The sequence below is a fragment of the Nocardioides sp. NPDC006273 genome (assembly GCF_040613495.1).
In the GTDB taxonomy this organism is placed as follows: domain Bacteria; phylum Actinomycetota; class Actinomycetes; order Propionibacteriales; family Nocardioidaceae; genus Nocardioides.
Map to the genome: position 1 here is coordinate 43108 of NZ_JBEXSD010000021.1, position 22801 is coordinate 65908.

The following is a 22801-nucleotide window of genomic DNA, read 5'->3' on the forward strand; positions in this document are numbered from 1 at the left end:
TGTCGGAGAACGGTGCCGTCTTCCCGTATTTACCCTCGTCACACCCCGTACGGCAGAATGGGCTGCTCAACCCAGAGACGACCCCCACGTGGCAAGGAGACCGGATGACCATGACGACACCCGACGAGAACGAAGGTGTGGTCGTGAACGAGGACCCCGAGGCCGCCGTAGAGGTGGCCGCCCTCGCGGCTGAGCCCGTGCCGCGGGAGATGACGTGGGCGATTCGCTTGATCATCGGGCTGGTCGCGTTCAGCGCCGTCGTGGTCGTGGTGATGGTGCTGCGTTCCGACGACCTGGTGCGCGCCTGGGCGGAGGGCAACCCCTCGGCCAAGCGCATCTTGGAGACCGAGGGCCTCGAAGCCCTCATCAACCCGCCCACCGACAACCGGATCAGCGCGCCGGCGTTCATCGCCCCCGCGATCACGCTGTTCGGGGTGATGGCCTGCATGCTGGGCGTACTCGCGGTCTTCCTCCGCAACGGCTTCGAGTGGTCTCGCATCACGATCACCTTCCTGGTGTTCATCTCCGCTGTGGCCAGCGTCGGTGGCATCCTGACCGGACCGCCGGTGATCATCACCGTTCTCACCGCGATCGCGATCGTCATCGCCGCGGCCCTGCTGGTGGTGATGTGGCTGCCGGCGAACACGCGCTACATCCACCCGCCGCACCAGATCCGCGGCATGGTCGTCGAGGACTGAGCGACCCGCAGCACTTCTCGACTCGCCCCGTCTCCGAAACGTCTTGTGACTGTCGGTGGCGGGGTGTAGTTTGATTCTTGTGTTCGAACAAACGTTCGAACAACAGGCTCTGGCGGGTGTCGTCCTCGACCCCCGGCGCCCGCCGGAGCCGTCCACTGCGGGGTCGACCGTGAGCGAGAAGGACGACCCCGATGCATCTGCTGCCGGCGACGACACACAGCTATCTCTTCCGCGCGACCGAGTCGCTCTCGGAGGCCATCGTGGGCGACGACGTGCCGAGCCGGTACGCGATGGCGCACGTCGCCGCCCTCCAGGCCGCCGCCGCGCTGATCGCGGCCCGCACCGACCCTGTCGAGGCCGCGAGCCGCGCCGGTCGTCGCCGCCCGTGGAACGCCTGGGTCCGCCTGAAGAAGGTCGCACCCGAGCTCTCCGAGTGGGCCGACTACTTCGCCGCCGGCGCCGCCAAGCGCGCCGCCGCGGAGGCCGGCTCGATCCGGGCGGTCACGGCGGAGGAGGCCGACGACCAGGTGCGCGACGCCGATCGTTTCCTCGCCGTCGTCGAGGAGTCCCTCGGGCTGATGGCCCACACCTCGGTGGTCAGCCGGCCTCGGCACGACCGCCTCGTGGGCTGATTCAGGTGAGGTGGGCACAGGGCCTACGCTTGGCCTCATGGCAGCTGGCTCCGCATCAACCAGTCGTCGGGCAGGCGCCCGGACCGTCGCCGTCTGGGACGCGCTCGACCCGGTCCTGGCCTCCGGCTCGCTCGACGTCCTCGACATCGGCGGTGGCACCGGCACTTCTGCCGTACGTGTCGCCGGGCTCGGTCACACGGTCACCGTCGTCGACCCCAGTCCCGACGCCCTGGCCGCGCTCGACCGCCGCGCCCGCGAGGCCGGCGTCTCGGTCGACGCGCGCCAAGGTGACCTTGCCGCACTCTCCGACGTCGTCGATCCCGGCGGTGCCGACGTGGTGCTCTGCCACGGCGTTCTCGAGGTCGTCCCCGACCCGGCGGCGGCACTGGCAGGGATCCGCGAGGTGCTCCGTCCCGGCGGCACCCTCAGCCTGCTGGTCGCCCAGCGCACCGCCGCCGTCCTCTCCCGAGCCCTGGCCGGCCACTTCGCGCAGGCCGCCGAGCTCCTCGACGACACCACCCCGCAGGGGCGCTCCGGGCGCCGGTTCTCGCTCGACGAGGTCACCGGGCTGCTCGAGGCCGCTGGTTTCGAGGTCTCGGAGGTTCGTGGCGTACGCGTGTTCATCGATCATGTTCCCGGGGCGCTGCTCGACGCCGATCCTGGTGCGACCAACGCGCTTGTGGATCTGGAGCAGGCGGCTTCTACGCGTCCGGATTACCTGCCGTTGGCTTCGCAGCTGCATCTGCTTGCTTCGCTTCGCGGTTAGCTCGCTCCGCTTCGCATGTGGCTCGCTTCGCTTCGCCGGTTGGCGCCGACGCGGCGCAAAGGTCCCACCTCCGCCAGCGCTCCGGAGGCCACCGGACCTTCCGGACAGATCCACCGGTGCCCAGGAGACCTTCGGCCATGATCTGAGCGACCGTGAGGACATCGTCCGCGAGCTGCTGCGCCTCTCGGCGCGTGTCACCCGGCGGATGCGGCGGGCCGGCACGGTCGGCCGCACCATCGCGTTGACAGTCCGGTTCACCGACTTCAAGACGATCTCCCGCTCCCGCACCCTGCTCGACCCCACCGACGTCACCCAGGAGGTGCAGGCCACGGTCGCCCGCCTCTACGACGAGCTGAACCTCCGCGGCCGGGCGCTACGCCTGGTCGGGGTCCGGGTCGAGCACCTCATCGCGCGCGAGGGGACCGATCGACAGCTCGTGCTCGGCGCGCGGGAACGAGGCTGGTCCGAGGCCGATCGAGCCACGGACCGGGTCGCCGAGCGCTTCGGTTCCAGCCTCGTACGTCGTGCGAGCCTGCTCAGTGACGGCCAGGGTTGACGCGACAGCCGGTTTGCTTGACACAATCACCTCAGGTTGTGCCATGTGGCAGAACGTCGAGGGGCAAGAATTTTCGGGGCTCACTACCGCCTTCAGGGTGGCGAGCCTAGACTTGGAGATGCCCCAACAGGACATGGGAGGTACGGTGCCACTCTCGGAAGAGGAGCTTCGCCTGCTCGAGCAGATGGAGCGCGCGCTCTCGGCGGAGGACCCGAAGTTCGCCTCCGCCCTCCGAGGCACGGCCTTGCGCCGTGCCCAACGTCGGCATGCGGTCATCGCGGGCGTCGTGCTCGCCGGTGGAGTCGCGCTGTTGATGACCGGTGTGATCTCGCGGATGTGGGTCATCGGGGTGGTCGGCTTCCTGGTGATGCTGGCCTCGACCTCCGTGCTGCTCACCGCTCTGCGCGGCGCCGCCACGGTCGAGGAGGACGACGGAGACCATGAGCCCCGCAGCTCTTTCCTCGACCGCGCCAGCGAACGCTGGAAACAGCGTCGCCGCAACAGCGACGACCTCTGAGCCTCAGGAAGAGATCAGTTCCCGCTCGGACCGCGCCGCCGGTCCGGCGGCAGCCGGTGCAGTCGGACGGCGGAAGACCGACGCCGGCCACAGGCGTGCCCGGCGCCGTGCGCGCCTGTCGACGTGCTCGCTGAGCGTGGCCGAGACCAGGCGTACGTCGTCCCCGACCGCGGCTGTGTCACGACGCTCGGCGTAGCGGTTGCGCTCGACGGCGGTGACGATCCGCTGCAGCGCGGCCATCGGCTCGCGGTCTCGCAGGTGAGGGGCGAGCCCGGTGGCCTCCTCCCGCGGTGATCGAGTCCCGGACCAGGGCAGACCCAGGTCGATCGCGGTGTCGCCCAGCTCGGCCCAGCAGGCCTCCGCGTCACCGGCGAGCCGAGCCTTACGACGCCGGCGCCGGATCACGGCCGGGGCCGCGAGCGCGATCGCGCCGATCAGCGCCGCGATCCCCAGACCGGTCCAGACAGCACCGGAGCCGGACTCCTCGGAGTCGGTCTGGCTGGCCTCGGGAGTCTCCGGCGCCTCGCGCTGCGGCCGGTTGGGCAACGGCTCGACGTTCGGGTCGGTGCTGGGGACCGGCGCCTGCGGCTCGTTGCGGACGTTGCCCAGCGCACCCGAGGTGTAGCCGGGCTCGCTGGTGTCGGCGGCCGCCGGGGTCGGCTCGAAGCGGACCCAGCCGATGTCCTCGAACCACAGCTCGGGCCAGGCATGCAGGTCGCGGCCGCGGAACAACCAGGCGCCGTCCTCGTCCTGGTCGCCGCCCAGGAAGCCGAACGCGACCCGGGCCGGGATGTCGAGCTCGCGGGCGAGCACGGCCATCGCCGTGGCGTACTGCTGGCAGTAGCCGACCTTGTTGTCGGTCAGGAAGTCCACCAGGGCGGCGCTGTCGGTGCCGACGTCACGCTCCAGGCTGTAGGTGAACTCGCCGCTGTGCCGAAACCAGTTCTGCAGGGCGACGGCTTGGGTGAACGGCCGGTCGTGGCCGGCGGTCTGCTCCAGGGCGATCTCGGCGATCTCGTCGGGGAGCAGCGGCAGGTCGGTCATGCCCGGCGGGGTGCCGACCCCAGGCTCGCCGGCGGCCAGCAGACGCTCCTGCGCGGGTTCGACCGGGGCGGCGGTCATCCGCCAGCTCTGCCCGGCGACGGTCTCGTCCCTGCCCTCGGTGGACATGAAGTCGAGGGTGTCCTCGTCGTAGCGCCAAGGCCCCTTGGCAGTGACCTCGAGGGGATGGGTGAAGACCGGGAGCCAGGTCGACTCGAACTTGTCGCTGGCGCGCAGCTGGTAGGTCGTGGGCTCACCCAGCAGGGTCTCGTCCGACATCGGCGGCTCGAAGGTGGCCACGCCGGTCTGGTCGGAGGGCACGTCGCGGTTGCCCGAGGTCCACTCGGTGCCGGTGAACTTGGTGAGCGCACCCACCCGCAGATAGGACGGGGGAGTCTCGGTGTCGCCGTAGACGGGGGTCACGGTCACCATCACCTGGTTGCTCTGCCGCCGCAGGTCGTCGTAGAGCCCGACGGTCGGGTTGATCACCCGCAAGGGGCCGTCACCGTCGCCCGCACCCAGACCGGGGAGGGCGACGTTCGCGCTGGGCAGCCATGCCGGGGAGAGCAGGGCGATCGCGACCGCGGAGACGCCGATGAGCGCCGGGCCGGCGGCGGGCACCACCGGCAGGTCCTCGTCGAGGCGTCGACCCCACCGACCGAGCTGCTGGGCGCGGTCGAGTCTCAGCATCACCAGGAACGAGGTCGCGGTGAACGCGAAGACGACCCAGGAGACCCCGCCCCAGCCGCCGGCGCCGATGATGGAGAACGGCACCGTGAAGACCCCCAGCACCACGAGGCCCATCATCGGCGGTTGCCGCAGCGTGACCGCCAGGACGTCGGCGAGCAGCACCGCCGCCACCCCGGCCGGGATGAGATAGGGAGCCACCCCCGATGCCGACATCGGCAGATCGAACGGGTCGAACGCGGCGTACGCCTCGGTCATCTCGGCCACGACCCGCGCCCGGCCGCCGCCGGTGACCGGGAAGGGATGCTGGACGACCAGAAGGCCGGTCGCGATCGTGCCGAGAAGCACCTGCAGCAGCACCACGACCGAGCCGTGCACGCGCAGCAGCCGCGCCGAGATGCCGGTGCCGACGATGAGCAGGCCGGCGACCAGGATCGGGCCGAGGTAGGGGAACCGGGTGCTCGTGAACGAGCCCCACGACGCCAGTGCGAACAGGACGGTCAGGAAGCACGTCAGCGGTACGGCCATCGCGGGCGCGACGCCGCGTACGTCGGAGGACGTCATCATCGCGTTGCCCCCGCCCCCGCCGCCGCGCCCCGGGTGCCGAGCTCGCGCCAGCGGGTGGCCAGCGAGTCACCGGGGCCGAGGTCGACCGCCTTCCAGCCGTGCTGGACGAGCAGAGGTACGCCGCTGGGCCGCCGCTGCTCGGGCGCGAGGTGGACCGCGCTCCAGTCGTCGACGGCGAGCGCGAAGGCGAGCGCGGCCCCGGTGTGGTGCCGGACCCGGCGAAGGACCCCGGCGTCGTCCTCGTCGAGGGAGCCGAGCACCGCCACGGTGACCCCGCCCTGTCCGGCCTCGCCGATCCAGGACGCGTCGATGCGGTGTTGGTGGACGGTCTCGACCACGGCGAGCGCCTCCAGCAGGGCGGCCGCGTCGGCCTGGCCCTCGCGGTCGTGCCAGCCGGCGCCGAGCTGGGTGGGGGTGGCACCTGCCGCGGTGCCGGCGGAGGTCACCAGGCGCACGGAGTAGCCGGCTGTGACCAGGTGCACCGAGACGGAGGCGGCGACCACGACGGCCTGCTCGAACGACGAGCCCGCACCCTGGCCGCGGTGGACCGAGCGCCGGTTGTCGAGGAAGACGGTGGCGCGGGCCTGCCAGGGCTGCTCCTCCCGGCGGACCATCAGCTCGCCGAGGCGGGCCGAGCTGGGCCAGTGCACTCGGCGGAGCTCGTCGCCGCGACGGTATTCACGCACGGTGATGTCCTCGGCGCTGCCGCCGAGGAAGGCCCGGGGGCGAGAGTCGCCCGAGGAGGTCGCGTTGCCGGTCAGCGGAGTCGGCGGCAACGGGACCACTCGCGGCGTGACCGTGAACGGGACCGTGGACTGGAAGGCGCGGTTGAGCTCGACCAGGCCGAACGGGTCGGCCACCGTCACGCGCATCGGGCCGATGTCGAACCGGCCCCGGATCTCGGAGCGGATCTGGTAGCCGAGCTTGTGGCGCCACCCGAAGCCGATCCTGTCGACCACGAAGCGTGGCCGCCCACCGAGCGCGTAGGGCACCGTCTCCTCCAGCAGGAGGGTGCCGGTGGGGATCCGGCCCTCGTTGGCGATGGTGAGCTCGACCCTGGCGGGCTGGCCGGCCTCGGTCAGGTGGGGCTCGATGTGGCGTACGAGCGCGAGCCGGTAGCGGCCCAGTGCTGCGACCACCGCGGTGACCAGCGGCAGCGCGACCAGCAGCATCCCGATCCGAGACAGCGTGGACTGGTCCAGCAGGATCCCGCAGACGACGGCGGTGATCCCGGCGGCCAGGAAAGCCCGGCCCCGGACCGTGAGCCCGGACAGCGCCTCGCGCATCGTTTTCCCCTTGGAGGTCGGTCCGGCAGGTCAGGTCTGCGGCACCGGCACGGCGGACACGACGGTCTCGAGGATGTCGTTGACCGAGCGGCCGTGCATCGCCGCGGAGGCGCTGGGGAGAAGACGATGGGCGAGGACCGGGCCGGTCAGCCGGCGAACGTCGTCGGGGAGGACGAACTCGCGTCCGTGCAGAGCGGCATGAGCCTTCGCGGCCCGCAGCAGGTGCAGGCTGGCTCGCGGCGATGCGCCGAGGACCAGCTCGTTGCTGGCGCGGGTCGCCGAGGTCAGCGCCACCGTGTAGCGGCGCACCGCGTCCGCCACGTAGACCTGGTTGACGACGCCGACGAGCTTGCGGATCTCGGCGGCGTCGGTCACCGGGTCGAGGTCGTCGAGCGGGTTGGAGGCGCTGTGGCTGGTCAGCATCGCGATCTCGGAGGCGACCGGTGGATAGCCGACCGAGACCCGAGCCATGAAGCGGTCGCGCTGCGCCTCGGGCAGCGCGTACGTCCCCTCCATCTCGATCGGGTTCTGGGTCGCGATCACCATGAACGGCGACTCCAGCTGGTAGGTCACGTTGTCGACCGTGACCTGATGCTCCTCCATGCACTCCAGCAGCGCCGACTGGGTCTTGGGGGAGGCGCGGTTGATCTCGTCGCCGACGACGATGTTGGCGAAGATGCCACCCGGTCGGAACTCGAACTCCCGGGAGTTCTGGTTGAAGATCGACACCCCGGTGACATCGCTCGGGAGCAGGTCGGGCGTGAACTGGATGCGGCGCACCGAGCAGTCGATCGAGCGCGCCAGCGCCTTCGCGAGCTGGGTCTTGCCGACCCCGGGCACATCCTCGATCAGGAGGTGGCCCTCGGCGAGCAGCACGGTGAGCGTGGAGTCGACGACGTCGGTCTTTCCTTCGATCACCTTCTCGATGCTGTCGCGAATGCGGCCCGCGACCCGCACCAATGTCTCGATCTCTGCCTCATGCACTGCGCCCGATCCTGGGGCCTCCAAAGGCGTCGTCACGTCGCGTCCTTCCGACTCACACCTGCTTATGGGGAACACCGTACGGGGTAGTGCCTACGGCGTCTGTGGCATTCACCCGACTGTGACCTGCGCATGGCCCCTCGCCGGCTGTTCTGACACATGTCCGCGAGGAGCGGGATGTGGTGGGAAATCGCCTGGTGGGGGAGGAAGGTGGTTTGAAAGTGGGGGATAGTGGGGTACGGTGGGGCAAAGTGGAGGAACGATCCACGTTGAGCTGACCGCGGGGGCGAGCACATGTTCTTCATGGGCACGTACACGCCGAAGCTCGACGAGAAGGGCAGGGTCTTCCTCCCGGCAAAGTTTCGAGATCGACTGGCGGAGGGGGTTGTCGTGACGCAAGGTCAGGAGAACTGCCTCGTGGTCTGGCCCGAGGACGTCTTCATGCAGGAGGCGCAGCGGGCCCAGCAGACGCCGCTCACCTCTCGGGACGCACGTGACTACGCCCGTGTCCTCTTCGCGGGGGCCGAGCAGACGACACCCGACAAGCAAGGCCGGATCGGCATCCCGCCGCTCCTGCGTGACTACGCCGGGATCGTCAAGGACGTGGTCGTGATCGGTGTGATGGACCGCATCGAGATCTGGGACCCGGCCAAGTGGGCGGAGTACTCCGCGGGTGCACAGGCCAAGTTCGCAGACCTGGATGAGTCAACGGACTGACAAAGGGACAGATCGACAAAGCGACAAGAAGCAAACAAGTCAACAGCGGATCCGCAGGACGAGGTCTCAGTCCCGCTCCACTCATCCGGCCATCCGGGGCACCTTCCCCGGCTCCGGACGGCACTCGATGTGACGGAGCGGGCATGAGACCTGGCTCTGCGGATCCGCAGCGTTGTCAGCCCGTGGCTCTGCCAGAGAGCCGGGGAGAACACACACCAGATGAAGCCGTGCGATGGGGGTCGAGGCGGTGACGAACCAGAAGCACGTGCCGGTGATGCTCGATCGCATCGTCGACCTGCTCGCGCCTGCGCTCGCCGACGGCGGCGTCCTGGTCGACTGCACGACCGGTCACGGTGGTCACACCGAGGCGGTCCTGGAGCGCATCCCCGGGTCCCGGGTGATCGGCATCGACCGGGACACCTACGCTCTCGGCATCGCGGGCGAGCGGCTGGCCCGGTTCGGTGACCGGTGGACGGGCGTCCACGCGGTCTACGACGAGATCCTCGACGTCGTCGAGGGGCAGGGTCTGGACGAGGTCCAGGCGGTGCTCTTCGACCTCGGCGTCTCCTCGATGCAGCTCGACCAGCGTGAGCGGGGCTTCGCCTACGCGGAGGACGCGCCGTTGGACATGCGGATGGACGCCACCCGCGGACAGACCGCGGCGGACGTGCTCAACACCTACTCCCCGGCCGACCTGACCCGGATCCTGCGCGACTACGGCGAGGAGAAGTTCGCCAAGAAGATCGCGTACGCAGTCGTCAACCGCCGCGAAAAGGTGCCGTTCACGACGAGCGGGCCCTTGGTGGAGCTCCTGTACGCGGAGATCCCGGCTCCGGCCCGTCGCACCGGCGGGCATCCGGCCAAGCGCACCTTCCAGGCGCTGCGGATGGAGGTCAACGACGAGCTCGGGGCGCTGCGTGCGGCACTGCCGGACTCGCTCGAGGCCGTCGGGGTCGGTGGCCGGGTGGTGGTCGAGTCCTACCACTCACTCGAGGACAGGCTCACCAAGCGGGCCTTCGCCGAGGCGACGAAGCTCGACGTACCTCACGACATGCCGTTCGTTCCGCCCGAGGCTGAACCGTCCTTCCGCCTGCTCACCCGTGGTGCCGAGCAGGCCAACGAAGCAGAGATCGAGGAGAACCCGCGCGCCGCCTCGGTGCGACTGCGCGCGGTGGAGCGCACGAAGCGCCGGACCAACCTTCCCAAGTCAACCCCTGGAGCGACCAGATGAGCATTGCCGCCGCGCCACAGGCGCCCATGCGCAGCCCGGACCGGGCGCCCGAGACGACCCAGACGCGGCTCACCGCTGTCCCGGCGCCGCTGCCGGCGCCGACGGCGCCGCGGCTGCCGTTCGTCGTGCTCGTCTCGATGCTGCTCGTCGGTGGCGTCGTGGGCCTGCTCGTCTTCAACACCTCCATGCAGCAGTCGGCCTTCCAGGAGCAGCGCCTCCAGGAGCAGGCGACCACCCTGGCCGCCCGGGAGCAGGCGCTCGACGGTGAGCTGAAGAAGATGGAGGACCCGCACAAGATCGCCGCCGAGGCGAAGCAGCTCGGCATGGTCGTTCCGCAGACCGCCGCCATGCTGCGGGTTCCCGATGCGAAGGTCGAGGGCGAGGCGGTCCCGGCCGACCGCTCCGCGACGCCGCCGCTGCACCCGAAGGTGGCCAAGCCCTACAGCGTGCTCGTCGCCGAGCAGAAGGCGGCCGAGCAGGCTGCCGCGAAGAAGAAGGCGGCCGAGCAGGCGAAGAAGAAGGCCGAGCGGCAGGAAGCGGAGGAGCAGCAGCGTACGTCTAGGGACGAGGCTCGCTGAAGGCGAGTCGCTGGCTGGCCCCAGGGATCACTTGGGACACACTGACAACATCAGTCACAGGTGCGGTCGAAGGCTGCATCGATCGGTAGGGGAGGAGAGCGATGGCCCAGCGACAGGTCAAGCGGAAGGACCGCCGACCCGCGCGACGCCCCGCCCCACGCCCCGCCCCACGCACCGCATCGAAGACGACGCAGCGACGCGGACCGGTGCACATCCGGCTCCGTGTCGGCTTCATCCTGGTGGCGATGGTGCTCTCGGTCTTCGGCGGCCGGCTGGTGCAGCTGCAGGGCATCGACCCGCACTCGTACGCCGCGATGGCGGCCGCCGAGAACGTGGTCGACGTCGTGCTGCCGGCCGAGCGTGGCGAGATCCTCGACCGTGACGGCGAGGCGCTGGCCGACTCCGCCGACGGGCTGATGGTGCTGGCCGACCCGAAGCAGACGAAGAAGGACGCTCCGGCGATCGCCGCGTTCCTGGCCAAGGAGCTCGGCGTCGACTATGCCTCGGCGCTCACCAAGCTGCGCAAGGACGGGAGCCGGTTCCAGTACATCAAGCGCCAGGTGCCCGCGACCCAGGCGACCGCCGCGGTGGAGAAGGCAGGCAAAGAGGGCTACCAGGGGCTGTGGACGAGCCGCGACCCGCTGCGCAACTACCCCAACGGCGACGTCGCGGCCAACCTGGTCGGGTTCCTCGGCAACGACCAGCCGCTGGCCGGCCTCGAGGTCGCCTTCGACAAGCATCTGGCCGGCAAGGACGGGCACGCCGAGTACGACGCGACCAGCCCGGCCAACGGCACCCGGATGCCGCTGGGCACCAACAACCGGGTCGCCCCGGTCGACGGCGACGACCTGAAGCTCACCATCGACCGCGACCTGCAGTACTACGTGCAGCAGACCCTGATGGACGCCGTGCAGAAGTCGCGCGCCGAGTCGGGGATGGCGGTGGTCATCGACACCCAGACCGGCGAGATCCTCAGCCTGGTCGACTACCCGACCTTCGATGCCCGCGATCCCGCGGCCTCGCCGAAGACGCTGCGCGGGAGCAACGCGCTCTCCAACGTCTACGAGCCGGGCTCGGTGCAGAAGGTGCTCACCGTCGCCGGCCTGCTGGACCAGGGCCTCGTCTCGCCCTCGACCCGGATCAAGGTGCCGGAGTCCTACATGTCCGGTGGGCGCCCGATCCGCGACTGGTATCCGCACGGCGTCGAAAAGCTCACCCTCGCCGGCGTGATCGCGAAGTCCTCCAACATCGGCACCGTGATGGCCGCCGACAAGTACGCCGAGGGCCAGCTGCGCGAGTACCTGTCCGCGTTCGGTCTGGGGCGGCGTACCGGCCTGGGCCTGAACACCGAGTCGGCGGGCCTGCTGGCCTCGCCGGAGGCGTGGAACGCTGCCGACGAGGACCGTATCGACTTCGGCCAGTCGGTCTCGGTCAACGCCGTGCAGATGGCCGCCGCGCTCAACACGATCGCCAACGGCGGCGTACGCATCGACCCCAGCCTCATCGCCGGGAGCGCCACCAACAACTCGGGCGTCGAGGTCGGCACCGACACCGCCGAGCGCACCCGGGTGGTCTCCCAGGAGGCCGCCTCCCAGACCGCGGAGATGATGGAGCGGGTCATCAACGACCCCGTCAACGGCACCGCCAAGCAGGCCGCCGTCCCCGGTTACCGCGTCTCCGGCAAGACCGGGACCGCGCAGCGGGTCAACTCCGAGTGCAAGTGCTACGACGGCACCAACACGGTCTCCTTCGGCGGCTTCGCCCCCACCGACGACCCGCGGTTCACGGTCTACGTGGCGATCCACAACCCCGGCAACGGCGGTGGTGGTGGCTCGGTCGCCGGCCCGGTCTTCTCCCAGATCATGTCCTTCGCCCTGCGCCGCTACGGCGTCCCGCCGACCGGCACCGAGCCTTCGAAGCTGCCGACGGGTTGGTAAGTATGTCGGGACCCGCCGGGCGGATAACCTTCACAGGTGAGCAGTGCGTACGAGACGGCGGACCCCAAGAGCCCGACCCGCCCGCGAGTGACCGAGCCGGTGACGCTGGCTGACCTGGCCGGTGAGCTCGGCCTGGAGGTGCGCGGCGAGGCCCGTGTCACCGGGGTCACGTTGAGCTCCCAACGGGTGCTGCCGGGTGACCTCTACGCCGCTCTTCCCGGCAGCCGGGCGCACGGCGCCCGCTACGCCGCCGGGGCGGTCGAGGCCGGCGCGGTGGCGGTGCTCACCGACGCCGCGGGCGCCGCTCTGCTGGAGGACCAAGGCCTCGGCGAGGTGCCCACGCTGCTCGTGGAGCAGCCCCGCAAGGTGCTCGGTGCGCTCTCGGCGCGCGTCTACGGCAAGCCGTCGGCCAAGCTGCGGCTGATCGGTGTGACCGGCACCCAGGGCAAGACGACGACCACGCGGCTCGCCGAGAGCGCGCTGCTCGACGCGGGTCACCGCGCCGGCGTCATCGGCACGGTCGGCACCCGGATCGGCGGTCACGACGTGAAGACCCCGCTGACCACGCCCGAGGCGCCCGACCTGCACGGTCTCTTCGCCCGGATGGTGGAGGAGGGGACCGAGGCGTGCGCGATGGAGGTCTCTTCCCACGCCCTGGTGATGGGACGCGTCGACGGGGTCGTCTTCGACGTCGCCGTCTTCCTCAACTTAGGCCGCGACCACCTCGACTTCCACAGAGGAGTCGAGGACTACTACGCGGCGAAGGCCGACCTGTTCACCCCCGAGAGGGCGCGGCTGGGCATCGTCAACATCGACGACGAGTACGGCCGCCGCCTCGCGGCCGAGGCGAGGATCCCGATCCTCACCTACGCCCTGCACGACGACACCGCCGACTGGCGGGCCACCGACATCGAGCTGCGCCCCGACGGCTCCAGCTTCACCGTCCACGGCCCGGACGGCCTCTCGTTCCCGGCCGCCAGCCCGCTGGCCGGCGACTACAACGTCAGCAACACCCTGGCTGCCCTGGCCGGCATCCACCACGCCTACGCGAGCGAGAACGTCGTACGCAGCGTCGCCACCGTCCTCGCGAAGGGCTCCGGCGTCCCGGGCCGCCTCGAGCGGGTCGACGAGGGCCAGCCGTTCACCGTCGTGGTCGACTATGCCCACAAGCCCGACGCCGTCGAGGCGGCGCTCGGCACGCTCCGCCCGCTGACCAGCTCCCGGCTGATCGTCGTGATCGGGGCCGGAGGCGACCGCGACACCGGCAAGCGGCCGATCATGGGGGAGATCAGCGCGCGCCTGGCCGACCACGTCATCGTCACCGACGACAACCCCCGCACCGAGGATCCGGCGAGCATCCGACGACAGGTCCTGGCGGGCGCGACCGGCGGGAGCGCGAGCGTCGAGGAGGTCGGCGACAGACGCGCCGCGATCGTCCGTGCGATCAGCCTCGCCGAGCCCGGCGATATCGTCGTCGTCGCAGGTAAGGGGCATGAGACGGGGCAGGAGATCGACGGTGTCACCCACCCGTTCGACGACCGCGAGGTCGTCCGAGATGCGTTGGCCGCGCACTGACCGATGCGCTGATACGGCGGGGTGCCGCAGAGCCGGCGAACCCGTAGGGAAGAATGCCCGGGGCCGGTGTCTTCGCTATGCACACCGGCCCGGGGGCAAGGACCAGGACGGCATGGCAAGGAAGGCACCCGGCTGACATGAGAGCGATCTTGCTGAGCGGAGCGATTGCGCTTCTGTTCTCGCTGCTCGGCACCCGATTTGCGATCGTACAGTTCACGAAGTTGGGCTACGGCCAGGAGATTCGCGAAGACGGGCCGACGACCCACCGCACCAAGCGCGGCACCCCGACCATGGGTGGCGTGGCGATCGTGATCTCGGTCGTCGTGGGCTACTTCGCGGCCAAGCTGCTGACCGGCGACGCGCCGAGCGCGACGGCCTACCTGCTGCTGTTCCTTCTCGTGGGCATGGCCGCGGTCGGCTTCGTCGACGACTTCATCAAGGTCTTCATGCAGCGCAACCTCGGTCTGCGCGCCTGGTCCAAGATGGTCGGACAGACGCTGGTCGCGGTGGGCTTCGGCGCGGTGGCGATCCACCCCGGACTGGCCAACGCCGACGGGATCACGCCGGCCGCCGACCAGCTCTCCTTCATCCGCGACTTCGGCCCGCACTTCCTCGGCGGCGACGGGATCTTCTACTGGCTCGGTGGCGCCCTGCTGCTGGTCATCTTCTGGATCATGGTCACCGGCACGTCGAACGCCACCAACCTCACCGACGGCCTGGACGGACTGCTGGCGGCCTCCTCGGCGATCGTCTTCGCCGCCTACACGATCATCTCGATCTGGCAGAACAACCAGCGCTGCGGCCGCCCGAGCGTGGAGATCGGCACCTGCTACGAGGTGCGCGACCCGCTCGACATGGCGATCCTCGGCGCCGCGATCAGCGGCGCCTGCATCGGCTTCCTGTGGTGGAACGCCAGCCCCGCGAAGATCTTCATGGGCGACACCGGCTCGCTCGCGCTCGGCTCCGTGCTGGCCGGGTTCGCGATCCTGTCGCACACCGAGTTCCTGCTGATCATCCTCGGCGGCCTCTTCGTCACCGAGACGGTCTCGGTGATCCTGCAGACCGGCTGGTTCAAGATCACCCGCAAGCTGACCGGCACTCCGAAGCGGATCTTCCGGATGACACCGATCCACCACCACTTCGAGATGCTCGGCTGGGAGCAGGTGACCGTGGTGATCCGGTTCTGGATCATCACCGGCCTCTGCGTCGCAGCCGGCCTGGGAATCTTCTACGCCGAATGGGTGGCGACGATCTGATGACCGATCCTGACGACAAGGGCCCGAGACTCGACGAGCTCGGCCGCAACGACTCCTGGGAAGGCGTCAAGGCGGTCGTGGCCGGCTTCGGCGTCTCCGGCTTCGCCGCCGCCGACAACCTCACCCACCTGGGTGCCTCGGTGATCGCGCTGGACGAGTCCCCGGGCGACGAGGAGCGCCAGGAGAAGGCCAAGCTCCTCGGCATCCTGGGTGCCGACATACGCCTCGGCGAGGGTGCGACCCATGTGCTGCCCGACGACGTCGACGTCGTGGTCACCTCTCCCGGCTGGCGGCCCACCGCGCCGCTGCTCGCGCAGGCGCGCGAGCGCGGGATCCCGATCTGGGGCGAGGTCGAGCTCGCCTGGCGGCTGCGCGACCCCGACAACGCCGCCGCGTGGCTGGCGGTCACCGGCACCAACGGCAAGACCACGACCGTGCAGATGCTCGACAACATCCTGCGTACGGCCGGGCTACGGTCCGTCGCCGTCGGCAACGTCGGACTGCCTATCGTCGAGGCCGTGATGGATCCTGAGCCCTACGACGTCTTCGCCGTCGAGCTCTCCTCCTTCCAGCTCCACTACACCTCATCGATGGCCGCCGAGGCCGCCGTCGTGCTCAATATCGCCGAGGACCACCTCGACTGGTATCCGTCGATGAAGGAGTACGCCGCCGACAAGGGCCGCGTCTACGAGGGCGTCGAGCGGGCCTGCGTCTACAACGTCGCCGACGAGGCCACGATGCACCTGGTCGAGGAGGCCGACGTCGTCGAGGGCGCCCGCGCGATCGGCTTCACCCTCGGCACCCCGGCCGTCGGCCAGGTGGGGATCGTCGAGGACATCCTGGTGGACAGGGCCTTCATCGAGGAGCGCCAGACCTCCGCCGCGGAGCTGTGCCAGATCTCCGACCTCGCCTCCGCCGCGCCCCACTACGTCCAGAACGCGCTGGCCGCCGCCGCGCTCGCGCGGGCGCACGGGGTCTCCCAGGCCGCGGTACGCGACGGGCTGAAGTCGTTCCGCCCCGACGGCCACCGCATCGAGGTCGTCGCCGAGGCCGGCGGCGTCACCTGGGTCGACGACTCCAAGGCGACCAACCCGCACGCGGCCCAGGCCTCCCTTCAGGCATACGACCCGGTCGTCTGGATCGCCGGCGGCCTGGCCAAGGGCGCCCGCTTCGAGGATCTGGTCGCCTCCGTCCACGACCGGCTGCGGGCCGTCGTCCTGATCGGTCAGGACCGCGACGTCATCGCCGCCGCCCTCGCGGCTCACGCGCCCCAGGTCGAGATCGCCGACATCGTGATCGCCGACGGCCAGGCGGCCATCGCCGAGGCCGTCGAGATCGCCGCCGCCCTCGCGAAGCCGGGCGACACCGTGCTCCTCGCCCCCGGCTGCGCCAGCCAGGACCAGTTCCGCGACTACAAGGTCCGCGGCGAGGCATTCGCCGAGGCCGTACGCCGCCAGCTCTGACCTGCTGGTCGACACGCGCGCAAGATCCGCCGGGAAGGCGGCGACGGCCGCGAGAATGTAATCGACGTACGTCGCACCGCAACTGGGAGGTAGGCCGTGACGACCACCAGTCCCGACCAGACCGGTTCCGGCTCGGCCGAGCAGGCCAAGGCGTACCCGAAGACGGTCCTCGGCTACCTCAAGGCCTGGTTCCACGCGCTGCGGGTGGCGTTGAACCGGCCGCTGGCCGCCTACTACCTGCTGCTCACCAGCACGGCCCTGCTGCTGACCATCGGGCTGATCATGGTGCTCAGCGCCTCGAGCGTGTGGTCCTACAAGTATCTGGACAACTCCTACGCGGTCGTCGGGCGCCAAGTGCTCTGGGTGATCATCGGCGTCCCGTGTGCGTTCATCGCCTCCAGGATCAGGCCGAAGCACCTGCGCCGGCTGGCCTGGCCGGGCTACATCGTCGCCTGCGTGCTGCTCTTCCTGACCATCTTCTTGGGCCATGACGTCAACGGGCAGCAGAACTGGATCGGGGCCGGCCCGGTCAAGATCCAGCCGAGCGAGATCGCCAAGCTGGGGATCGTGCTCTGGGCGGCTCATGTCTATGCGCTCAAGGAGCGCCGCCTCGACAGCCTCCACGAGGTGCTGATGCCGGTCCTGCCCGGCATCGCGCTGGCCACCGGCCTCGTCCTCGCCGGCAGGGACCTCGGCACCGCCCTGGTCTTCTTCGCGATCGTGCTCGGCATGCTGTGGGTGGTCGGCGCTCCCGGGCGGCTCTTCGGGATGGCGATCTCGATCATCGGTGTCTCGGTGCTTTTCCTGATCAGCACCGACACCGAGCGGCTCGCCCGGCTGACCAGCTTCGCCGACCCGTTCAAGGACTACCACGGACAGGGCTGGCAGCCCTCCCACGGTCTCTACGCGCTCAGCTCGGGCGGCATCCTGGGGCAGGGGATCGGGGCGTCGCAGCAGAAGTGGGGCGATCTGCCCGAGGCCCACACCGACTACATCTTCGCGGTGCTGGGGGAGGAGCTCGGCCTGGTCGGCACGCTGCTCGTCGTCGGCCTCTTCCTGACGCTCGCCTTCGCGCTGGTCAAGGTCGCGCGCCAGACCGACCGGCCGTTCGTCCGCTACTTCAGCTTCGGCGTGCTGGTCTGGCTGCTCGGCCAGATGATCATCAACGTCGGCATGGTGCTCGCGCTGCTGCCCGTCATCGGCATCCCGCTGCCGCTGGTCTCCTACGGCGGCTCGGCGCTGATCCCGTCGATGGTCGCCCTGGGTGTCGTCATCGGCTTCGCCCGGCGTGAACCCGCGGCTGCCGCGGCGCTGAAACACCGTAAAGCCCTGGCAAAGGATCAGGCGCGCCAGGCAGCCGCCTACCGGTCCGGCCGCCGCAACCGATAAGTTCTGACGCATCATGAAGGCCCTCCTCGCCGGCGGTGGCACCGCCGGACACACATCCCCCCTGCTCGCCACGGCCGATGCCCTGCGCCGTCTGGATCCGAGCGTGGAGGTGACCTGCCTCGGCACCCCTCGCGGCTTGGAGAACCAGGTGGTGCCCGCTGCGGGCTACCCGCTCGAGCTGATCCCCCCGGTCCCGATGCCGCGACAGCTCAGCAGCGACCTGCTGAAGGTGCCGGCCAACCTGAAGGGCGCGGTCGAGGCGACCTACGAGGTGCTCGACCGGATCCGACCGGACGTCGTCGTCGGCTACGGCGGGTACGTCTCCGTGCCTGCCTACATCGCCGCGAGGCGGCGTCACATCCCGGTGATCGTCCACGAGGGCAACTCGATGCCCGGCTACGCCAACAAGGTCGGTGCTCGCCTGGCCGACCGGGTCGCGGTGAGCTTCCCGGACACCAAGCTGCCCAAGGCGGAATACATCGGACTGCCGATCCGCCGGATGATCTCGACGATGGACCGCTGGGCGCTGCGCGCCGAGGCGCGCAGCTTCTTCGGGCTCGACCAGCACGGCCCCACGATCGTGGTCACCGGCGGCTCCCAGGGCGCCCGGACGATCAACGACTCGGTCTCCGGCGCCTACCGAACGCTGGCCAGCAACGGGATCCAGGTGCTCCACGTGATCGGCCCGAAGAACGAGCTGGTCTCGCCCGGCCCCGGCTACCACGTGCTCAACTACGTCGACCGGATGGACCTCGCCCTGGCGGCGGCGGACCTGATGATCTGCCGCTCCGGCGCCAACTCGGTGATCGAGGCGAGCGCTGTCGGAGTGCCGGCTGTCTACGTACCTCTCCCGATCGGAAACGGCGAGCAGTCGCTCAACGCGAGGGCGGTCGTCGACGCCGGTGGCGCCGTGCTGGTCGCCGATGCCGACATGAACGCCGGCTGGGTCTCGGCCAACGTGCCGCCGATCGTCACCGACCGTGCCCGGCTCGAGGCGATGTCGAAGGCCGCCAGCGACCTGGTCCCTCGCGACGCCGACGAGCGCCTGGCACGGATCATCCTGGAGACAGCCCGGAAGGGGTCCTGATGCGAGTTCCCGTTCCTGAGCACATCCTCCCGGCCGAGCAGCTGGGCAGGGTCCACTTCATCGGCATCGGCGGCGCGGGTCTGTCGGCGATCGCCCGGGTCATGCTGGCGCGTGGGATCGAGGTCTCCGGCAGCGACGGCGCCGACACCTCGATGGTCGCGGCGCTGCGCGAGGAGGGCGCGACCGTCTTCGTCGGTCACGACGCCTCTCAGGTGGAGGGTGTCGACACCCTGATCGTCTCCACCGCGATCCGCGAGGACAACCCGGAGTACGTCGCGGCGGTGGAGAAGGGCCTGCGGATCTACCCGCGCTCGGCCGGGCTGGCCTCGGTCATGGAGGGCCGTCGCGTCCTCGCCGTCGCCGGCACCCACGGCAAGACGACGACCACCTCGCTGCTCACCGTCGCCCTGCAGACGGCGGGCGCCGCGCCGACCTACACGGTCGGCGGCGAGCTGGCCGCGTCGGGCACCAACGCCGCCGAGGGCACGAGCGACCTGTTCGTCGCCGAGGCCGACGAGTCCGACGGCGCCTTCCTGGTCTACAAGCCGTACGCCGCGGTCGTCACCAACGTCGAGGCCGATCACCTCGACCAGTGGGGCACCGAGGAGGCCTACCGCGAGGGTTTCGCCCAGTTCGTGGGGCGGCTGGCTCCCGACGGGTTCCTGGTCGCGATCATCGACGACCCCGGTGCCGCCGACCTGCGCCACGTCGCCCACTCGCTCGGACGTCGCTTCGTCGGCGTCGGTGAGTCGGAGCTGGCCGACGTACGCGCCGTCGACATCGTCCTGGAGGGCACCACCTCCTCGTTCACCGTCGTCGACGGGCTCGACGAGCTGGGCCGGATCACGCTGCAGATCCCCGGGCGCCACTACGTCGCCGATGCGCTGGCAGCCCTCACCGTGGGCCTGCGCCTGGGTCACTCCTTCGACCTGCTCAAGGCGGGGCTGGAGTCCTTCACCGGCACCCGGCGGCGGATGGAGCGCAAGGGAGAGGCCGCAGGCGTACGCGTCTACGACTCCTATGCCCACCACCCCTCCGAGATCGCCGGCGACCTCGTCTCCGGCCGGTCCGTGGCCGGCTCGGGGCGGCTCATCGTCGCCTTCCAGCCGCACATGGTCTCCCGCACCCGGATCTTCGGCGAGGAGATGGGCCGCGTGCTCGGTGCCGCCGACGAGGTCGTCGTCCTCGACGTCTACCTGGCCCGCGAGGACTACGACCCCGAGGTCACCGGCAAGCTCGTCGCCGACGCGGTGCCGCTGCCGCCCGACCGGGTAGCGAGCGTCTCCGGGCTCGAGGAGGCCGCAGCCGAACTGGCCCGCCGCGCGCGGCCGGGTGACCTGGTTCTGACGCTCGGGGCAGGTACCGTGACCGAGGTGGGCCCGATGGTGCTCGCCACGCTGCGTACGGCCGAGCAGTAACGCTGGGGGAGGCGAGTATGCCGGAGTTGGGGTCGGGCGTCGACACGAGCGAGGCAGCGGCCGCGGGAAGCACGGACTCCGAGATCGCCGAGGCCCTGGAGATCGCCCAGTCGGCATCCGGGGAGCGCGAGATCGACCTCGTATCGGAGGAGGCGAAGTCGGGCTCCGAGTCGCGCGCCGAGGCGAACGCGGAGCCGGACGGCCCGGTGGTCGACGCGGCGACCCTCAAGAGCCGCAAGGCGTTCGCCCGCCGGCAGTGGCGGCGGCGCTGGCTCGCTTGGCGCCATCTCATCGTCGGCACGTTGGTCATCGCCCTTCTGCTCGGGGGGATCTGGGCGGTCTACTTCTCCACCTGGCTGCAGGTCAAGGGCACCTCGGCGCACGGCACGATGAAGATGACCAGCGCCAAGGAGGTCGTCGAGTTCGCCGCGGCCCCGATCGGGGAGCCGCTGGCCACCGCCGACCTGGAGGCCGTGCAGGTGCGGGTCCTCAACGGCCTGCCGATGGTGCGCTCGGTCAACGTCTCGCGTGAGTGGCCGGACAAGATCCGGGTCGACGTCACCGAACGTACGCCGGTCGCGGTCGTCTCCATCGGCGGGCGGCTGCGCGCGCTCGATGAGACCGGCACCGTCTTCTGGAGCTACAAGAAGGCGCCGGCGGGGCTGCCGATGGTGAACACCGTCACCGGCACCAACTCCGCCGCGCTCCGCGAGGCGGCCGCCGTGGCCTCGGCCCTCCCTGCCGACCTGGCCAAGAAGGTCGACCACGTCGAGGTCACCACCGTCGACTCGATCTCGCTCGAGCTGCGCAACGACAAGCGTGTGGTCTGGGGGAGCAGCGCCCAGTCCGACACCAAGGCCGACGTGCTGGTCGCATTGATGAAGGCGGAGCCCGATGTCGCCCGCTACGACGTGACCGTGCCGGGCCAGCCCGTCACCAGCAAGAGCGTCGGCTGATCTTCTCTACCGGACGGCTCCGCCATATTGCCCCTACCGGACGGCAACGGATCCGCACAACTGATCCGCATCCGCGTGTCGCGCCAGTTTGAGGACGTACGTCTGCCTACTGTTCTGAGAACGGTGAGGTTGACATAACTATAACCCTCAGGCTGAGGGTAAGGGTTTGACCAGCCGTAAGGACCAACCAGCGATTAAGGGGCGACCACCGTGGGAGCTGCACAGAACTATCTGGCGATCATCAAGGTCGTCGGCATCGGTGGAGGCGGCGTCAATGCTGTCAACCGGATGATCGAGGTCGGCCTCAAGGGGGTCGAGTTCATCGCCATCAACACCGACGCGCAAGCGCTGCTGATGAGCGACGCCGACGTCAAGCTCGACATCGGTCGCGAGCTCACCCGCGGTCTCGGTGCCGGTGCCAACCCGAGCGTGGGGGAGAGCGCCGCCGAGGACCACGCCGACGAGATCGAAGAGGTCATGAGGGGCGCCGACATGGTCTTCGTGACCGCCGGCGAGGGTGGCGGCACCGGCACGGGTGGCGCTCCGGTCGTGGCTCGGATCGCCCGCAGCCTCGGTGCCCTGACCATCGGGGTGGTGACCCGCCCGTTCGCCTTCGAGGGCCGCCGTCGCGCCAACTCCGCCGAGGAGGGCATCGCCAAGCTCCGCGAGGAGGTCGACACCCTCATCGTCATCCCCAACGATCGGCTGCTGTCGATCTCGGACCGCAACGTGTCGGTGATGGATGCGTTCCGCCAGGCCGACCAGGTGCTGCTCCAGGGTGTCTCCGGGATCACCGACCTGATCACCACGCCCGGCCTGATCAACCTCGACTTCGCCGACGTGAAGTCGGTCATGTCCAACGCCGGCTCGGCGCTGATGGGCATCGGCTCGGCCCGCGGCGACAACCGCAGCGTCGAGGCCGCCGAGATGGCCGTCTCCTCGCCGCTGCTGGAGGCGTCGATCGACGGCGCCCACGGCGTCCTGCTCTCGATCGCGGGCGGCTCCGATCTCGGTCTCTTCGAGATCAACGAGGCCGCCGCGCTGGTCGCCGACGCGGTCCACCAGGAGGCCAACATCATCTTCGGCGCGACCATCGACGACGCGCTCGGCGACGAGGTCCGGGTCACCGTGATCGCGGCCGGGTTCGACGGCGGCATGCCGAAGCGCCGTGAGGGCCAGTCGGCGCTCGGCACCGTTCAGGGCCGTGCCAGCGCCAGCGCCCCGCAGTCCGCCACCAACGGTGAGAGCGCCGCCGTAGCGACCGCGGTCGCCACCCGGCGAGCCGATGAGCCCGAGGAGACTCCGGACCCGGCGCCGGCCAAGCCGGCCCCCGCCGCTCCGGCGACGCCTCCGCCCGCGGCTCCGCCCGCCGAGCCCGCTCCGGTCGCCAAGAAGCCCGCCCCGAGCGTCCAGCAGTACAGCGACGACGAGCTCGACGTTCCCGACTTCCTCAAATAACCACA

General features: G+C 70.1%; 20 protein-coding genes. 17 read left to right on the forward strand and 3 right to left on the reverse strand.

The features are described 5' to 3' along the window. Window positions 1-104 precede the first annotated feature (104 nt). The 5 genes from ABZZ22_RS11580 (at window position 105) to ABZZ22_RS11600 (ending at window position 3169) form a co-directional block, all read left to right on the forward strand. Window positions 105-698 (forward strand): hypothetical protein, encoded by a 594-nt coding sequence (locus ABZZ22_RS11580; protein ID WP_354930957.1) that lies wholly within the window; start codon window positions 105-107, stop codon window positions 696-698. A 191-nt stretch (window positions 699-889) separates the two neighbouring features. Beyond that, complete coding sequence (locus ABZZ22_RS11585) at window positions 890-1330, forward strand: SAV_6107 family HEPN domain-containing protein (protein WP_354930960.1); 441 nt, start codon at window positions 890-892, stop codon at window positions 1328-1330. 37 nt (window positions 1331-1367) lie between these two features. Next, window positions 1368-2096 carry a methyltransferase domain-containing protein gene (locus ABZZ22_RS11590; RefSeq protein WP_354930963.1) on the forward strand — a complete coding sequence of 243 codons (729 nt, stop codon included), beginning with the start codon at window positions 1368-1370 and terminating at the stop codon, window positions 2094-2096. Then, the gene (locus ABZZ22_RS11595; protein ID WP_354930966.1) at window positions 2077-2652 is read left to right on the forward strand and encodes a hypothetical protein; all 576 of its coding nucleotides are present in this window, start codon (window positions 2077-2079) and stop codon (window positions 2650-2652) included. The genes ABZZ22_RS11590 and ABZZ22_RS11595 overlap by 20 nt, the downstream gene beginning before the upstream one ends. 145 nt (window positions 2653-2797) lie before the next feature. Beyond that, entirely contained in the window at window positions 2798-3169 is a 372-nt protein-coding gene (locus ABZZ22_RS11600; protein WP_354930969.1) for a DUF3040 domain-containing protein, read from the forward strand. A gap of 3 nt (window positions 3170-3172) precedes the next feature. Here the strand turns inward: ABZZ22_RS11600 and ABZZ22_RS11605 are convergent, their stop codons facing one another. Genes ABZZ22_RS11605 through ABZZ22_RS11615 form a run of 3 tightly spaced genes read right to left on the reverse strand, consistent with a single transcriptional unit; the run spans window position 3173 to window position 7734 of the window. Next, window positions 3173-5464 carry a DUF3488 and transglutaminase-like domain-containing protein gene (locus tag ABZZ22_RS11605; RefSeq protein WP_354930972.1) on the reverse strand — a complete coding sequence of 764 codons (2292 nt, stop codon included), beginning with the start codon at window positions 5462-5464 and terminating at the stop codon, window positions 3173-3175. Continuing rightward, the gene (locus ABZZ22_RS11610) at window positions 5461-6750 is read right to left on the reverse strand and encodes a DUF58 domain-containing protein (RefSeq protein ID WP_354930975.1); all 1290 of its coding nucleotides are present in this window, start codon (window positions 6748-6750) and stop codon (window positions 5461-5463) included. The genes ABZZ22_RS11605 and ABZZ22_RS11610 overlap by 4 nt, the downstream gene beginning before the upstream one ends. A 30-nt stretch (window positions 6751-6780) precedes the next feature. Further along, entirely contained in the window at window positions 6781-7734 is a 954-nt protein-coding gene (locus tag ABZZ22_RS11615; RefSeq protein WP_354930978.1) for a MoxR family ATPase, read from the reverse strand. 300 nt (window positions 7735-8034) lie between these two features. Between ABZZ22_RS11615 and mraZ the strand changes: the two genes are divergently transcribed. The 12 genes from mraZ to ftsZ all read left to right on the forward strand — a co-directional run bounded on the left by mraZ (window position 8035) and on the right by ftsZ (window position 22796). Then, window positions 8035-8448 (forward strand): division/cell wall cluster transcriptional repressor MraZ, encoded by a 414-nt coding sequence (gene mraZ, locus ABZZ22_RS11620; RefSeq protein ID WP_354930981.1) that lies wholly within the window; start codon window positions 8035-8037, stop codon window positions 8446-8448. Window positions 8449-8680: 232 nt separating this feature from the next. Further along, the gene (gene rsmH, locus ABZZ22_RS11625) at window positions 8681-9679 is read left to right on the forward strand and encodes a 16S rRNA (cytosine(1402)-N(4))-methyltransferase RsmH (protein WP_354930984.1); all 999 of its coding nucleotides are present in this window, start codon (window positions 8681-8683) and stop codon (window positions 9677-9679) included. Beyond that, entirely contained in the window at window positions 9676-10257 is a 582-nt protein-coding gene (locus ABZZ22_RS11630; RefSeq protein ID WP_354930987.1) for a hypothetical protein, read from the forward strand. The genes rsmH and ABZZ22_RS11630 overlap by 4 nt, the downstream gene beginning before the upstream one ends. 101 nt (window positions 10258-10358) lie before the next feature. Beyond that, complete coding sequence (locus ABZZ22_RS11635; RefSeq protein ID WP_354930990.1) at window positions 10359-12194, forward strand: penicillin-binding protein 2; 1836 nt, start codon at window positions 10359-10361, stop codon at window positions 12192-12194. 114 nt (window positions 12195-12308) lie between these two features. Then, entirely contained in the window at window positions 12309-13769 is a 1461-nt protein-coding gene (locus ABZZ22_RS11640; protein ID WP_354931045.1) for a UDP-N-acetylmuramoyl-L-alanyl-D-glutamate--2,6-diaminopimelate ligase, read from the forward strand. Between the two features lie 137 nt (window positions 13770-13906). After that, complete coding sequence (gene mraY / locus ABZZ22_RS11645) at window positions 13907-15025, forward strand: phospho-N-acetylmuramoyl-pentapeptide-transferase (RefSeq protein WP_354930993.1); 1119 nt, start codon at window positions 13907-13909, stop codon at window positions 15023-15025. After that, window positions 15025-16488, forward strand: coding sequence for a UDP-N-acetylmuramoyl-L-alanine--D-glutamate ligase (gene murD, locus ABZZ22_RS11650; RefSeq protein WP_354930996.1), 1464 nt, complete (start codon window positions 15025-15027; stop codon window positions 16486-16488). Before mraY ends, murD begins: the two co-directional genes overlap by 1 nt. A gap of 96 nt (window positions 16489-16584) precedes the next feature. Next, window positions 16585-17877, forward strand: coding sequence for a putative lipid II flippase FtsW (ftsW, locus tag ABZZ22_RS11655; protein ID WP_354930999.1), 1293 nt, complete (start codon window positions 16585-16587; stop codon window positions 17875-17877). A gap of 13 nt (window positions 17878-17890) precedes the next feature. Beyond that, complete coding sequence (murG, locus tag ABZZ22_RS11660; protein WP_354931002.1) at window positions 17891-18964, forward strand: undecaprenyldiphospho-muramoylpentapeptide beta-N-acetylglucosaminyltransferase; 1074 nt, start codon at window positions 17891-17893, stop codon at window positions 18962-18964. Then, on the forward strand, window positions 18964-20382 hold the full coding sequence (gene murC, locus ABZZ22_RS11665; RefSeq protein ID WP_354931005.1) for a UDP-N-acetylmuramate--L-alanine ligase: 1419 nt from the start codon (window positions 18964-18966) through the stop codon (window positions 20380-20382). Before murG ends, murC begins: the two co-directional genes overlap by 1 nt. Window positions 20383-20399: 17 nt before the next feature. Then, on the forward strand, window positions 20400-21338 hold the full coding sequence (locus ABZZ22_RS11670) for an FtsQ-type POTRA domain-containing protein (protein WP_354931008.1): 939 nt from the start codon (window positions 20400-20402) through the stop codon (window positions 21336-21338). 210 nt (window positions 21339-21548) lie between these two features. After that, window positions 21549-22796, forward strand: coding sequence for a cell division protein FtsZ (gene ftsZ / locus ABZZ22_RS11675; RefSeq protein WP_354931011.1), 1248 nt, complete (start codon window positions 21549-21551; stop codon window positions 22794-22796). The last annotated feature ends 5 nt before the right edge of the window (window positions 22797-22801 follow it).